12 protein-coding genes are annotated in these 14,724 nt (G+C 73.3%); 8 read left to right on the top strand and 4 right to left on the bottom strand.

Annotated features, from left to right (window positions below; genetic code table 11):
- The first annotated feature begins 203 nt into the window (after nucleotides 1-203).
- The 4 genes from ACZ7DL_RS33510 (at nucleotide 204) to ACZ7DL_RS33525 (ending at nucleotide 5,846) form a co-directional block, all read left to right on the top strand.
- Nucleotides 204-815 carry a beta-class carbonic anhydrase gene (locus tag ACZ7DL_RS33510; protein ID WP_470780025.1) on the top strand — a complete coding sequence of 204 codons (612 nt, stop codon included), beginning with the start codon at nucleotides 204-206 and terminating at the stop codon, nucleotides 813-815.
- 248 nt (nucleotides 816-1,063) lie between these two features.
- Complete coding sequence (locus ACZ7DL_RS33515) at nucleotides 1,064-2,104, top strand: AAA family ATPase (protein ID WP_470780027.1); 1,041 nt, start codon at nucleotides 1,064-1,066, stop codon at nucleotides 2,102-2,104.
- The gene (locus ACZ7DL_RS33520; protein WP_470780029.1) at nucleotides 2,104-3,465 is read left to right on the top strand and encodes a DUF58 domain-containing protein; all 1,362 of its coding nucleotides are present in this window, start codon (nucleotides 2,104-2,106) and stop codon (nucleotides 3,463-3,465) included. The genes ACZ7DL_RS33515 and ACZ7DL_RS33520 overlap by 1 nt, the downstream gene beginning before the upstream one ends.
- A complete protein-coding gene (locus ACZ7DL_RS33525; protein ID WP_470780031.1) occupies nucleotides 3,462-5,846 on the top strand; it encodes a transglutaminase TgpA family protein in 2,385 nt (794 codons plus the stop codon). Before ACZ7DL_RS33520 ends, ACZ7DL_RS33525 begins: the two co-directional genes overlap by 4 nt.
- A gap of 81 nt (nucleotides 5,847-5,927) precedes the next feature.
- Here ACZ7DL_RS33525 and ACZ7DL_RS33530 read toward each other — a convergent pair whose 3' ends face one another.
- From ACZ7DL_RS33530 to ACZ7DL_RS33540, 3 genes are all read right to left on the bottom strand, one after another.
- Nucleotides 5,928-6,311: a DUF3040 domain-containing protein gene (locus tag ACZ7DL_RS33530; RefSeq protein ID WP_470780033.1), complete on the bottom strand. Its 384-nt coding sequence runs from the start codon at nucleotides 6,309-6,311 to the stop codon at nucleotides 5,928-5,930.
- A 312-nt stretch (nucleotides 6,312-6,623) separates the two neighbouring features.
- Nucleotides 6,624-7,394 (bottom strand): methyltransferase, encoded by a 771-nt coding sequence (locus ACZ7DL_RS33535; RefSeq protein ID WP_470780035.1) that lies wholly within the window; start codon nucleotides 7,392-7,394, stop codon nucleotides 6,624-6,626.
- Nucleotides 7,395-7,539: 145 nt separating this feature from the next.
- Nucleotides 7,540-8,106, bottom strand: a complete 567-nt coding sequence (locus ACZ7DL_RS33540; protein ID WP_470780037.1) for an SAV_6107 family HEPN domain-containing protein — start codon at nucleotides 8,104-8,106, stop codon at nucleotides 7,540-7,542.
- Between the two features lie 160 nt (nucleotides 8,107-8,266).
- Between ACZ7DL_RS33540 and ACZ7DL_RS33545 the strand changes: the two genes are divergently transcribed.
- From ACZ7DL_RS33545 to ACZ7DL_RS33560, 4 genes are all read left to right on the top strand, one after another.
- Nucleotides 8,267-9,034: an ATP-binding cassette domain-containing protein gene (locus ACZ7DL_RS33545; protein WP_470780039.1), complete on the top strand. Its 768-nt coding sequence runs from the start codon at nucleotides 8,267-8,269 to the stop codon at nucleotides 9,032-9,034.
- Nucleotides 9,006-11,090 (top strand): YhgE/Pip family protein, encoded by a 2,085-nt coding sequence (locus ACZ7DL_RS33550; protein WP_470780040.1) that lies wholly within the window; start codon nucleotides 9,006-9,008, stop codon nucleotides 11,088-11,090. The genes ACZ7DL_RS33545 and ACZ7DL_RS33550 overlap by 29 nt, the downstream gene beginning before the upstream one ends.
- A gap of 47 nt (nucleotides 11,091-11,137) precedes the next feature.
- Entirely contained in the window at nucleotides 11,138-11,767 is a 630-nt protein-coding gene (locus ACZ7DL_RS33555) for a TetR/AcrR family transcriptional regulator (protein ID WP_470780042.1), read from the top strand.
- Nucleotides 11,768-12,190: 423 nt separating this feature from the next.
- Entirely contained in the window at nucleotides 12,191-13,699 is a 1,509-nt protein-coding gene (locus ACZ7DL_RS33560; RefSeq protein ID WP_470780044.1) for a phytoene desaturase family protein, read from the top strand.
- A 39-nt stretch (nucleotides 13,700-13,738) separates the two neighbouring features.
- Here ACZ7DL_RS33560 and ACZ7DL_RS33565 read toward each other — a convergent pair whose 3' ends face one another.
- On the bottom strand, nucleotides 13,739-14,680 hold the full coding sequence (locus ACZ7DL_RS33565; RefSeq protein WP_470780046.1) for an SCO2102 family sporulation regulator: 942 nt from the start codon (nucleotides 14,678-14,680) through the stop codon (nucleotides 13,739-13,741).
- Between the last annotated feature and the right edge of the window lie 44 nt (nucleotides 14,681-14,724).

Here is a 14,724-nt window from a genome sequence, read left to right on the forward strand (position 1 = left end):
GGCGCTGCCGGGGTCTCCGGGGGTTTCACCAGCGGGGAGAGACTCGTCTCCCGCTTTCGCGCAACTTTAGTCCACGCCGTCCCAGGGTCAATCAACCGGCCTGCGCGTCGTGCACCGCGACACAGGGGGAACATCGATTCGCGCCGTGCCACCCGTTCGGCCCAGGTTTGCCCACCCAGTGGGTTAGCTCACAACAAGCCACGATGACGTTCTTTGTCCCCTCTCACAGCAGGCCGGGCCGGCACGTGACCAGTAACGTCTTCGGTATGACGACTTCCGCAGCAGTGCCCACTGGATCCGAAGGCGCCATAACCGCCGGCGACAATGTGACCGACCGTCTCGTGGAGGCCAACCGGCACTATGCCGAGGCATTCACGGACCCCGGCATGGACGCCCGTCCCGTTCTGCATGTCGCCGTTGTCGCGTGTATGGACGCCCGCCTCGACCTGCACAAGGCCCTCGGCCTGCAGCTCGGCGACTGCCACACCATCCGCAACGCGGGCGGTGTGGTCACCGACGACGTCATCCGGTCCCTCACCATCAGCCAGCGCAAGCTCGGTACGCGCAGCATCGTCCTGATCCACCACACCGGCTGCGGCCTGGAAGCCCTCACCGAGGACTTCCGCTCGGAGCTGGAGATGGAGGTCGGGCAGCGGCCGGCGTGGGCGGTGGAGTCCTTCCGGGACGTGGACCAGGACGTGCGACAGTCCATGCAGCGGGTGCGCACCTCGCCCTTCCTGCTGCACACCGACGACGTGCGCGGTTTCGTCTTCGACGTGCGCACCGGTCTGCTGCGCGAGGTCGACCCGGCCTGACCCGGACGTACCGGCCGGCCACCCCGGAACGCATCCCGCCGCCCCGCATCGAAAGAACGGTCGGAAAAGCCGTAAGACCGACATTGCACGGGCAGTTGTCCACAGGCGAGTGACACGAATCGGTAACGGCGGCAAGAATGCGGGTGTGGCATCACGCGGAACTTTTCCCGCGTGGTGTCCGTGTTTCGGGGTGGGCCGGTTTCGCATCGAGAGCGTCGGCCCGTAATGAACGGGCCGAGGAGGGCCGGGTGACGACCTATGACGATCGAGCGAGCCTCACTGATCTGACCGCCACGGTGGAACGGGTGCGCGGTTCGGTGGAAGGCGTGATCGAGGGCAAGCCCGAGGTCGTACGGCTGGCGCTGACCGTGCTGCTCGCCGAGGGCCACCTGCTGATCGAGGACGTCCCCGGGGTGGGCAAGACGATGCTCGCCAAGGCGCTGGCGCGGTCCATCGACTGCTCCGTGCGGCGCATCCAGTTCACACCGGACCTGCTGCCCTCGGACATCACGGGCGTGCCCATCTGGGACCAGCAGCGCCGGGACTTCGAGTTCAAGCCGGGCGCCATCTTCGCGCAGATCGTGATCGGCGACGAGATCAACCGCGCCTCGCCCAAGACCCAGTCCGCGCTGCTGGAGTCCATGGAGGAGCGGCAGGTCACCATCGACGGGAAGTCGTACGAACTGCCCAGCCCTTTCATGGTGGTGGCCACCCAGAACCCGGTCGAGATGGAGGGCACGTACCCGCTGCCCGAGGCCCAGCGCGACCGCTTCATGGCCCGCGTCTCCGTCGGCTACCCGAGTGTGGAGGCCGAGCTGCAGATGCTCGACATCCACGGCGGGGTCAGCCCGCTGGAGGACCTCCAGCCGGTGGCGCACGCGCACGAGATCGTGAAGCTGGTCGAGGCGGTGCGCGGGGTGCACGTCGCCGAGCCGGTCCGGCGCTACGCGGTCGAGCTGGTCGCCGCCACCCGCACCCACCCCGACCTGAGACTCGGCGCCTCCCCGCGCGCGACGCTGCACCTGCTGCGCGCCGCGAAGGCGTCCGCGGCCCTGGCCGGCCGGGAGTACGCGCTGCCGGACGACATCCAGGCACTCGCCGTCGCCGTCCTCGCCCACCGGCTGCTGCCCACCGCCCAGGCCCAGCTCAACCGCCGTACGGCCGAGCAGGTGGTGCTGGAGATCCTCCAGCACACCCCGGTACCCGCGGCCCCGGGCCGGCAGGCCGGCTTCGGCGGCCTGGGCCGCACCGTCCCGGCCTATCCCCAGCAGCCCCCGCGGAGTCTGTGATGAGTTCCGGGGGGACCGGACCGGCGGAGGCCGCCCGCGGGGAGGCGGGCGGGGTCCGTACGGCCCTGGCGGGTCTCACCACCCGTGGCCGCTCCTTCTTCGCGGCCGGCATCGCCGCCGCGGTCTGCGCGTTCGTGCTGGGCCTGAGCGATCTGCTGCGGGTCGGCCTGCTGCTCGCCGTGCTGCCCCTGATCTGCGCGACCGTGCTGTACCGCACGCGCTACCGGGTGGCGGCGAGCCGTCACCTGTCCCCCGCGCGGGTGCCGGCCGGCAGCGAGGCCCGGGTGCATCTGCGCATGGACAACGTCTCCCGGCTGCCCACCGGTCTGCTGATGCTCCAGGACCGGGTGCCCTACGTCCTCGGTCCGCGGCCCCGGTTCGTGCTGGACCGGGTGGAGCCGGGCGGCCGCCGCGAGGTGTCCTACCGGGTCCGCTCGGACCTGCGGGGCCGGTATCCGCTGGGCCCGCTCCAGCTGCGGCTCACGGACCCGTTCGGCATGTGCGAGCTGACCCGCTCCTTCGCGACGTACGACACCCTGACGGTGATCCCGCGCGTGGAGCCGCTGGCCCCGGTCCGCTTCGGCGGCGAGGCCCAGGGGTACGGCGACGGGCGGCAGCGCTCGCTGGCCCTCGCGGGCGAGGACGACGTGATCCCGCGCGGGTACCGCTACGGCGACGACCTGCGGCGGGTGCACTGGCGGTCCACCGCGCGCTACGGCGAGCTGATGGTGCGCCGTGAGGAGCAGCCCCGGCGCTCCCGGTGCACGGTGCTCCTGGACACCCGGGGCGGCGCCTACGAGGGCGCGGGCCCGGACTCGGCCTTCGAGTGGGCCGTCTCCGGTGCCGCCTCGGTGCTGGTGCACATGCTGGAACGCGGCTTCTCGGTACGGCTGCTGACCGACAGCGGCAGCGCGGTGCCCGGCGAGACCGCCGACGGCTTCGCGGGCAGCGGGCAGGAGACGGCGGAGGCGGCCGGGCTGATGCTGGACACCCTCGCGGTGATCGACCACTCCGACGGCACGGGACTGTCCCGGGCCTACGACGTGCTGCGCGGCGGCAACGAGGGCCTGCTGCTCGCCTTCCTCGGTGACCTGGACGAGGAGCAGGCCACGACGGTCGCGAAGATGAGCCGGCGCAGCGGCGGCGCCGTCGCCTTCGTACTGGACCCCGGCACCTGGGGGCGGGAGGCGACCGACGTGCCCGGCCCGGGCGACCGGCACGCGGAGCGGCTGCGGCTGCTGCGCGAGGCGGGCTGGACGGCGCTGAGCGTGCCGCGCGGCACCTCACTGGACGAACTGTGGCGGCAGGCGGACCGGGAGCGCTCCGGCCTGGCCTCGTTGAGCGGGGAGGCACGGGGATGAGCGGGCGGGCACGACTGGCGCTGTCCGCGGCGGCGGCCACGCTGATGGCCTCCTGCGCACTGCTGCCGCTGGTCGCCGAACCGACCTGGCTGCTCCAGCTGGTCCCGCTGGTGGCCGTGCAGACCGGGGTGGGCGCGGCGGCCCGGCGGGTGCCGCTGGGCCGGACGCTGACCGTGGCGGCACAGGCCCTGGTCACCCTGGTGCTGCTGACCCTGGTCTTCGCCCGGCAGCACGCGATCGCCGGGCTGATCCCGGGCCCGGACACCTTCCGGTACCTCGCCGCCTTGCTCCGGCAGGGCTCCGACGACGTCAACCAGTACGCGATACCGGCGCCGCTCACCGACGGCATCAAGCTGATGCTGATCGGCGGCGTGCTGCTGATCGGGCTGCTGGTGGACACGCTGGCGGTGACCTTCCGCAGCGCGGCCCCGGCCGGGCTGCCGCTGCTCGCGCTGTACTCGGTGGCCGCGGGCCTGTCCGACGGCGGCGCCGACTGGCTGTGGTTCCTGGTGGCGGCGGCCGGCTATCTGATGCTGCTGCTCGCCGAGGGCCGGGACCGGCTCGCCCAGTGGGGCCGGGTCTTCGGTGGCGCGCCCCGCGCTCCGGGCGCCGCGGACGGCAACGCCGTGGCGCCGGTCCGCACCGGACGCCGGATCGGCGCGGTCGCGCTCGGCGTGGCCCTGCTGGTACCGCTCGCCCTGCCCGCGATGCAGGGCGGGCTGCTGGGCCGCGCCGGCACGGGTGCGGGGGTGGGCACCGGCCGCGGAGGCGGGGGCTCCGCGGTCAATCTGCTGGTCTCGCTGCGGGACAACCTGAACACGAACGACGACCGCCAGGTGCTGTCCCTGCGCACCAGCACGAACGACATTTCCGACCTGTATCTGCGGATCGTCTCGCTGGACGACTTCGACGGCACCACCTGGAAGCCGACGCAGCGGCACGTCGTGGGCGTGCCGGACGCCCTCCCCACACCGATCGGCCTGGCCGGGGACGTCAAGCGCAGCAAGGTGCGGACGTTGGTCTCCGCCGCGGACTCCTACGCCCAGGACTGGCTGCCGATGCCCTATCCGCCGAGCGATGTGAAGGTCAGCGGCCGGTGGCGGTACGAGCCGGTCGGGATGACCCTCGTCGGCGACCGCGGCCAGACCACGCGGGGCGAGACCTACCAGGTGACCAGCCTGGACGTGCGGCCGACCGCGGCGCAGCTGGCCTCCGCGCCACAGCCGCCGGCCGCCCTGAAGCGCGAGTACACCAGGGTGCCGTCCTCGCTGCCGAAGGTGGTGGCCGGCACCGCCAAGGAGATCACCGCGGGCGCGCGGAGCCACTACGAGGAGGCCGTCAAGCTCCAGGACTGGTTCGCGGTCACCGGGGGCTTCCAGTACGACACGCAGGTCGAGGTCGGCCGCGGTCCGGGAGCGATAGCGAACTTCCTGAAGAAGAAGGAGGGCTTCTGCGTCCACTTCTCCTTCGCGATGGCGGCGATGGCCCGCACCCTCGGCATTCCGGCCCGGGTCGCGGTGGGCTTCGCGCCCGGCACCCCGCAGGCCGACGGCACGGTCGCGGTGAACCAGAGGGACGCGCACGCCTGGCCCGAGCTGTACTTCGAGGGCGTGGGCTGGACCCGCTTCGAGCCGACTCCCACCCGCGGCACCACACCGTCGTACACCCAGCCGGACACGCCCGGCACCTCGCTGCCGGAGCAGGCGCTGCCGTCCAAGGGCGCGTCCTCGGCGCCGTCGGCGGCGGCCTCGCCGAGCGAGAGCTGCGCCGGCGAGCTGCGCAAGCTCGACGCCTGCGGCAGCCCGTCCGCGGCGGCGGCCCCGCATTCCGGCGGTGACGGCACGGCCCCGTGGTGGTGGCTACCGGTCGGGCTGGGCGTGCTGCTGGTCCTGCTGGTTCCGCTGGCGCCGCTGCTGTGGCGGAGGCGGGTGCGCGCGGTCCGGCTGGGCGGGCACGCCCGGACGCCGGAAGCCGCGGCCGCCCACACCCTGGCCGCCTGGCAGGAGCTGACGGACAGCGCCTGGGACCACGGGGTTCCGCCGGACGATTCGCTGACCCCGCGCAAGGCCGCCGCCCGGATCGTCCGGCTCGGGCAGCTGGATCCGGCCGCCGGGGCCGCGGTGCACCGGGTGGCGGACGCGGTCGAGCAGGTGCTGTACGCGCCCCGGCCCCGCCCGGCGGCGGGCGCGGCGCAGGACGTGCGCCGGGTGATCGAGGGGCTGCGGGCCGCGGTGAGTGCCGGGGCGCGGCTGCGGGCGCTGTTCCTGCCCCGCTCGTCGGTCCGGGTGCTGTGGGCCGTGGCGGCCCGCTGGGCTGCGCTCAGGAACCGGGTCGCGGCGGCCCGGCCGGCCCTGCGCCGGCCGTCCGGGCAGCGGGGCTGAGCACACGCGTGAGGGGCGGCCACCGGATGGTGGCCGCCCCTCACGGATGTCTGCTGTGGTCGGCGCCTGAGGCGCGGAGCATCAGTGACCCTGTTCGTCCCGGCGGCGCTGCCAGCGCTGTTCGATCCGGTCCATCATGGAGCGCTTCGGCCGGACCTGGCGGCGGACGGCGCCCGGGGGCTGCTCGCCCGGTTTGGGGGCCTTGCGCCAGCCGGTGACGGCGAGCACGGCACAGCCCAGCATGACGAGGAAACCCACCACGCTGACCCAGATCAGCTGGGCGACCATTCCGGCCATGAGGAGCGCGATACCCACGAGGAAACCGGCAACCGCCTGGTAGACCCGCCGCCGGGTGTACGTCCGCAGCCCGTTTCCCTCAAGCGCTGACGCGAACTTGGGATCTTCGGCGTACAGCGCTCGCTCCATCTGCTCGAGCATGCGCTGCTCGTGCTCCGAGAGCGGCACGGAGTCCTCCTCATCGTGCAGTCGCCGGGGCGACCCGGGGGGTCCCTTCAGGATAGGCAGGGAATCGCCCCCGTGAAACCCGCCCCTCTACGCCAATTGGCCAACCGGAGTCCGTCATGGACGTCCGGCTCGCTGAGGCTTCCATTCCCCGGCGGCCGACCCGTCATGCCGGGTGGTGTACCTCGATCATACGGCGCAAACCCCTCGTCCGGGCGGCTTGTGGCGTACTCCATCTGCTGCCGAGCCGCTGATCAGCGGCTCGTCCCGGCAATGCGCACAGTGCACTCGATGCGCTCGGTGCACCCTGTGCGCTCAGACCTCCGCCGCACCCGCCGTCTCACCGAGCACATGGAGCTGGGTGGCGACGGAGTGGAACGCGGGCAGCTCGGCCGCTGCGGCCTCCAGCTTCAGCAGCGCGTCGAGAGCGCCGGGCTCGGTGTCCACCAGGACGCCGGGCACGAGGTCGGCGAAGACGCGCACGCCGTGCACCGCGCCCACCCGCAGCCCGGCGCCCTCGACCAGCGCGGTGAGCTGCTCGGCGGTGAAGCGGCGGGGCATCGGGTCGCCGGTGCCCCAGCGGCCCTCGGGGTCCTGGAGCGCCTGCCGGGCCTCGCTGAAGTGGCCGGCGAGGGCACGGGCCAGCACGGCTCCGCCGAGGCCGGCGGCGAGCACGCTGAGGACGCCTTCGGGGCGCAGCGCGGCGACCGCGTTGCGCAGGCCCTCGGCCGGGTCGTCCACGTACTCCAGGACGCCGTGGCACAGGACGGCGTCGTAGCCACCGCGCTCGACCACGTCGAACAGGCCGTGGGCGTCGCCCTGGACGCCCTTGACCCGGTCGGCGACTCCGGCCTCGGCGGCGCGGCGCTCCAGCGCGAACAGTGCGTTGGGGCTGGGGTCGACCACGGTGACGCGGTGGCCGAGGCGGGCGACGGGCACGGCGAAGTTGCCGCTGCCGCCTCCGGTGTCGAGGACGTCCAGCGAGTCCCGGCCCGTGGCCTTGACCCGGCGGTCGAGGGCGTCCTGGAGGACCTCCCAGACCACGGCGGTACGGAGAGAGGCGCGGGGTCGAGTCGGGTCCGACACGGCAGTTGACTCCTCGGCAGGGCGGAACGCTTTCAGGCGACCTCCACCCTATTGCCTTCACACCGTGCCTGGTCACCGCGGCCGTGTCCGACCGTGTGCGTCTCGCCCACCGAACCCGCCGGGGCACGGCCGACGGGCGGTCCGGTCAGCCCGCGTCCGGGAGGCCGCCTCCCCGTCCCGCGTCGCCGTCGCCGGCACCGGGGTCCTGGCGGGGCTGGGGCAGGACCGGCTGGAGGACCAGCATCCGCTCCACGATGCGCAGGAACATGGCCACGTCGCGTATCAGGTCGTCGGCGTCCCGCTGCCGGGCCGCTCCCTGGATGCCCGCCTCGGCGCGGGCGCGGCGCGCGGCGCCGGAGGCGAACAGCGCGCTCCACTCGGTCAGCTCGGGCGCGATCTCGGGCAGCACCTCCCAGGCGCTGCGGATCCGGGCCCGGCGGCGCGGCGAGGTCTCGGGCCGGCCCCGGGCGGCGAGCACGGCGGCGGCGGTGCGCAGGGCGGCGAGGTGGGCCGTCGCATAGCGCTCGTTCGGCGCGTCCAGGACGGTGGCCTCCTCCAGCCCGGCACGGGCCTGGGCGAGCAGGTCGAGGGCTGCGGGCGGGGCCGTGGCCCGGCGGAGCACGGGGTGCACATCGCTCGCCGGGCCGGTCAGTGAGGGGGCAGGGCCGGTGGCGCGGCGCCGGCGGGCGGCGGCTGCGGACGAGTGGGCCATGACGAACCTCCTGTCGTCTGGGTGACGGCACGAATGCCGTATGTGCCCATCGTGAGGTATGGCACTGACAATCCGTCCTGACCTGGGCCTTTGCCTCGATCGTGGGTTCGGGCGTATTTTTGCACTGACCAGTCAGTTCAATTACTGCCCAGGGGGGCCAGTGGACGGAGCGGACGTCACGGCCGAAGGCCTCGGGCTCCAGGGGCCACGGGGGTGGGCCTTCCGTGGCATCACCCTCGACGCGGAGCCCGGCTCGCTGATCGCGATCGAAGGACCGTCCGGCTCCGGCCGTACGTGCCTGCTGCTGTCGCTCACGGGACGGATGAAACCCACCGAAGGGGTGGCCGCTGTCGGCGGATTCAAACTTCCCCGGCACATGGCGGCCCTACGCCGCGTCAGCGCGGTGGCCAACGTGGCCGGCGTGACCGACCTGGAGCCGGCCCTGACCGTGGGCGAGCACCTGCGCGAGGCGGCCCTGCTGGCGGGCAGGTTCGGCAATCCGCTGCACGAGCTGCTGCGGCCCCGCGCGGACCGCGTCCACCAGGCCCGGCTGCGCGTCGACGCGGCGCTGGCCGCCGCCGGACTCGATCCGGAGACCCTCCCGAAGGGCTCCCGAACGGCGGTGCGCGACCTGGAACGGCCCGAGGAGCTGCGCCTCTCCCTCGCGCTGGCGCTGCTCGGCCGGCCCCGGCTGCTCGGTGTCGACGACATCGACGTGAAGCTCTCGGACTCCGAGCGCGCCGAGGTCTGGAACCTGTTGCGGTCCCTCACGCGCGCGGGAACGACGGTCGTGGCGGTGTGCCGCACCGCTCCCGAGGACTGCGTACCGGTGTCCACCCGGCGAAGCGACGACGAGAGCGACCACAAGGACGACGAGAGCGACCGGAAGGAGGAGGCCGATGCGCTCGCCGAGGCTGGCCGCGCTTGAGCTGAGGCGCTTCGGGCGCGGGAAGCTGCCGCGCGCCGCCCTGGTCGCGCTGCTCGTGCTGCCCCTGCTCTACGGCGCCCTGTACCTGTGGTCCTTCTGGGACCCGTACGGCCGTCTGGACCGTATCCCGGTGGCCCTCGTGAACGACGACAAGGGCGCCACGGCGGGCGGGAAGAAGATCACCGCCGGTGACGACATCGTCGACGGGCTGCGCGACAGCCGGACCTTCGAGTGGCACGAGGTGAGCGACGACGAGGCCCGCCGGGGCGTCGAGGACGGCACCTTCTACCTGTCGCTGACCATGCCGGCCGACTTCAGCCGCCGGATCGCCTCCAGCTCGGGCGACTCCCCCGAGACCGGCGCCCTCCGGGTGCGTACCAACGACGCGAACAACTACATCGTCGGCCAGATCTCCCGCACCGTCTTCAACGAGGTGCGCTCGGCCGCGTCCACGAAGACCTCCCGGACCTTCCTGGACAAGATCTTCGTGTCCTTCTCCGACATCCACGACAAGACCGTCACGGCGGCCCGGGGCGCCGACAAGCTGAACAGCGGCATCGGGAAGGCGGAGAAGGGCTCCAAGGACCTCGCCGACGGGCTGAAGGAGGCCAAGGGCGGCAGCGGCAAGCTGGCCAAGGGCCTGAAGAAGCTCGACACCGGCTCCGCCGACCTCAAGAAGGGGTCGCGCCAGGTCGCCGACGGCACCCAGGCCCTCGCCGACAAGGTCAACGGCGTCTACGCCGACGCGGGCCCGTTCCTGAAGAGCAACGAGAAGACCATCGGGGACACCGCCAAGCTGGTCGCCGACTCGGCCAAGGCGGTCAAGGACAACCTCGACGTGCTGGTGAAGCTGGCGCCGGGCGCCGCCAAGACCGCCCACGCGTCCTCCGCCGTCCTGGACGAGGTGTACAAGGCGCGCTGCGAGACCCCGGTCGTCCCCGACCCGGCCTGTCCGCAGCTGAAGAAGGCCAAGACCGCCGCCGCCGAGGTGGCCACCGTCGCCGACGACCTCAACACGCTGATCGCGGACCAGGACGGCGACCTGAAGACGATGCGGGACAACCTGGGCACGCTGCGGAAGCAGGCCACGGCCCTCGCCGCGCGCGCACCGCACCTCTCGGAGGACGTCGAGGACGCCGTCAAGAAGATCAACAAGCTGAACACCGGCGCGCACAAGGTCGCCACCGGTGCCGAGAAGCTGCACACCGGCCTCGGCACCGCCCGGACCGGCGCGGTCGCGCTGGACAAGGGCATCGGCACGGCCAAGACGGGCGCCGAAACCCTGCACGGCGGCCTCTACAAGCTGTCCGACGGCTCCGGCAAGCTCGCCGGCGGGCTGCACTCCGGTGCCAGGAAGATCCCGGACTACGACAAGCACGACCGCGACCGGCGCACCGACGTGATGGCCGACCCGGTCCAGCTCGCCTCCCACGACCTGCACAAGGCGCCGAACTACGGCACCGGTTTCGCGCCCTATTTCATCCCGCTGTCCCTGTGGGTCGGCGCGATGGTGGCCTACATGCTGATCCCGCCGCTCAACCGGCGCGCCCTGGCGGCCGGCTCCTCCGCCTGGCGGATCGCGCTCGCCGGATGGCTGCCGGTGGTGGCCGTGGGCGTGCTCCAGGTGGCCGCGCTGATGGCCGTGCTGCACTGGGCGGTCGGCCTTCAGATGGTCCGGGCGGCCGGCACCGTCGGCTTCCTGTGCCTGGTCACGGCCTGTTTCGCCGCGTTGGTGCAGTGGCTGAACGCACGTTTCGGCGCGGCGGGCCGGATCCTGGTGCTCGCGCTGCTGATGCTCCAGCTGACGTCGGCGGGCGGCACCTATCCCGTGCAGACCAGTCCGGGCTTCTTCAACGCGATCCACCCGTTCCTGCCGATGAGCTACATCGTGGAGGCGCTGCGCCGGCTGATCACGGGCGGCGGGCTCGGCCCGGTGTGGCAGGCGTGCGGGGTGCTCGCCGCGTTCACCGCCGGCGCTCTCGCGCTGACCGCGCTCGCGGCCCGGCGCCGCCAGGTGTGGACGCTGGACCGGCTGCACCCGGAGCTGACCCTGTGATCCCCGGGCAGCGCCCGCACGCGCGCGTACCTGTGAGAATCAGGTCCATGGAAAGCAGCAGCGCCAGGTCCGGGGGCAGCACGCGCCGCGAGGCCACCCGGCAGAAGCTCTACGAGGCGGCCGTCACGCTCATCGCCGAGCAGGGCTTCTCCGCGACCACGGTGGACGAGATCGCCGAGCGGGCCGGGGTCGCGAAGGGCACGGTCTACTACAACTTCGCGAGCAAGTCCGTTCTCTTCGAGGAGCTGCTCCGGCACGGTGTCGGCCTGCTCACCGCCTCCCTGAAGGAGGCGGCCGACCGGACGGCGCACGAGGGCGGCGGCAGGGTGGACGCGCTCGACGCGATGATCCGGGCGGGCCTGGTCTTCATCGACCGCTACCCGGCCTTCACCCAGCTGTACGTCGCCGAGCTGTGGCGCACCAACCGGGCCTGGCAGTCCACGCTGATGGTGGTGCGGCAGGAGGCGGTCGCGGTGGTCGAGGGGGTGCTGCGCGAGGGTGTGGCGGCCGGCGAGTTCAGCGACGAGATCGACATCCAGCTGACGGCGGCCGCGCTGGTCGGCATGGTCCTGGTGGCGGCGCTGGACTGGAAGGCGTTCCAGCCGGAGCGCTCCCTGGACGACGTGCACGCGGCCCTGTCCCGGCTGCTCCAGGGGCGGGTCAGCGGCAAGGCCTGAGCGCGCACGAGGAAGGCGCCGGTCCGTCCTGGACCGGCGCCTTCCTCCCCCCGTTCCCCCGTTCCCCCGTACTTCCGTCCCGTACTCCCCCGTACGGGTTCCCCCGTGCGGACCCCCGTGGCCGGTCGTTTCCCCGAGGCCCCCGTGTCTCGCTTCCGCCGACGGATCGGCGGAAGGAGCGGCCGGTGGGCGGGCGCCGTTCCGCCGCCCCGTGTCGGCGGTGCTGCGCCACGCCCCCTGCCGTGCCTCCACTCTCTCGTTCCGGCGGCCCGCATCCCATCCGCGCAGGTACTCATCTGGCGCTCTGAGTACGCGTACTCAGCCCTCCGCACGCGTGCCCAGGCGTTCCGCCTCGCGCCCCCTGAGCTGCGCCGCGGCCGCCCGGCGGCCGGACTGTCGGTGGCGCTCGATAAAGTCGCGGGCATGGCACGGATTGTGGTGATCGGCGCCGGGATGGGCGCGATGGCGGCTGCCGCCCGGCTGGCCGTCGCGGGCCACCGGGTGGTGGTGTACGAGCGCACGGAGACGTACGGCGGTGCGGTGCGCCGGTTCGAGCGGGACGGGTTCCGCTTCGACACGGGCCCGGGCCTGCTGACGCTGCCGGCCGTGTACCGCGATCTGTTCGTCAAGACCGGCAAGGAACCGCTGGAGGACTGCGTCGAGCTGGTCCAGGTCGACCCGTCGGCGCGGCACGTCTTCGCGGACGGCAGCGAGGTCTGCCTGCCGAACGCCTCGCGCGCGGGCGTCGTCGCGGCCCTGGACGAGGCGCTGGGCGCGGGGGCGGGCGAGCGCTGGGGCGAGTTCCTGGTGCGGGCCCGGGAAGCCTGGGACCGCACTCGCCGGCCGCTGCTGGAAGAGCCGTTGTGGCCCAACTGGCAGGTGCTGGCCGAGCAGGAGCCGTATCCGGCGGTCCCGCAGAAGCGGCTGCTGCGCACGCGGCGCGCGGTCAGGCTCGGCGAGATCGGCCGCTGGGAGCTGCGCGACCCCCGGCTGGCAGAGCTGCTGGACGGCTACGCGCTCGCCTACGGCGTCGATCCCGGGACCGCCCCGGCGAGCGCGGCCGTGCTGCCGTACATGGAGCACGCCTTCGGCACCTGGTATGTGCGCGGCGGAGTCCGCGAGTTGGCGCGCGCGGTGTACGAGCGCTGTCTGCAGCGGCGGGTCGAGTTCGTCTTCGGCGCCGAGGTCACCCGGGTTCTGGAGAAGGACGGCCGGGCGGCGGGGGTGGAGTTGGCCGACCGTACGGTGGCCGAGGCGGACTTCGTCGTCGGCACCGGGCCGTGGCGGCTGGGCGGCCTGGTGGCGGGCCGCGAGCTGTACGGCGCGCAGGGGGTACCGGCGAAGCCCGAGGACCGCCACCCGGGCCGGGTGGTGATGTGCCTGGCGCTGCGCGGCGCGCGGGAGCCGGGTGCCGTGCACCGCACGGTGGTGCACGCAGCCGACCCCGAGGGCGATCTGGACACGCTCCGGCACGGGGTGGTGCCCGACCTGCCGCAGGTGGTGGTGGACCGGCCGGACGACCCGGCCCTGCGTCCCGACGAGGGGCACGAGTCCGTGGTGGTGACGGCGACGGTGCCGTCGGCGACGGAGTACGACTGGGCCGCGCCGGGGGCCGCCGACGCCTTCGCGGACCGCATGGTCGCCGCCGCCGAGCGTGCCGTGCCGGGGCTGCGCGAGCGGGTGCTGTGGCGCGAGGTGCGGACACCTGTGCACACCGAGCGGGAGACGGGCGCCGCGGGCGGCGCCGTTCCGCCGCCCGCGCTGGCCGCGCCGGAGGGCGTGCTGCACCCGGCCAACACCACGGCGATGCCGGGTCTGTTCTGCGTCGGCGGCTGGTCCCACCCCGGCGGCGGGCTCCCGCACGCCGGCATGTCGGGCGCGCTGGTGGCCGGACTGATCGTGGAGGGGCCGGAGTTCCGCGGCTCGCGGTGAGCGGGTTCCCCGGGGGCGGCCGGGCCGCAGCCCGGGGGCTCAGAAGCGGTACTGCTCGTCGTACCCGGCGCCGGGCCGCGGCTGCTGCCCACCGGCCTGGTGCGGGTACGGCTGCTCCTGCGGGAGTTCGCCGCCGTAGGACTCGTCGGTGCGCTGCTGCGGCACCCACACCCCGCCGGCCGGGGTCTCGCCGTAGCCGCCGCCGTACGTCTCCTGGCCGTACCCCTGCGGGTACTGCTGGCCGTATCCCTGGTCGTAGGAGCCGTAGGGCTGGCTGCCGATGTACGGGTCGGAGTAGTTGGCGTAGCCCTGCTGGCCCGCGCTGTCGTAGCCGTAGCCCTGCTGGGGGTAGCCGGAGTAGTCGTAGGCGTAGCTCTGCTGGGCGGCGTTGGGGGGCTGGGCGGTGTTCGCGTAGGCGGTGTCGCCGTAGACGCCGTAGTTGCCGGTGTCCTCGGGGAGGGGCTGCGGCTCGTACACGGCGGCGGTGGGCTCGGCCGCGCGGGAGGGAGCCGGGGTGAAGACGTCGTCGCGGTCGTAGTCGCCGTAGTCGCCGTAGTCGCCGGGGTCGCCGGGGTCGCCGTGGCCGGCGTGTTCCTGGCCGTAGCCGCCATGGCCGGTGTCCCTGTTATCGGCGGTCCCGGCGGACTCGGGGGCTGCGTCCTCGGTGTGCGCGTCGTGCCGGTCCGCCTTGCCGCGGCGGCGCTTGGTGGCGCCGGCCTCGGGGCCGGGCCGCTTGACCGCCCAGCCGGCGGCGAAGCCGCGGCGGAACGACAGCGTGACGTAGGTCTGGCCGACCGCGAAGGCGATCGCGCCCAGCCCGATCACGATGACGGACGGCATCAGCACACCCAGTACGACGCCGAGGAAGCCGGTGAAGGCGAGGAGCCGCCAGCGCAGCCGTGCCTTGTACTGAAGCAGCACTTCGCCGAGCAACCACAGCGCGACGACGCCGAACGCGATGTAGAGGACCGTCCAGCCCATGTACGCCCCTCTCCCAATGACCGCTACGCAGTGTGTCGTATCGC

The sequence above is a fragment of the Streptomyces sp. NPDC036984 genome (genome assembly GCF_055607665.1).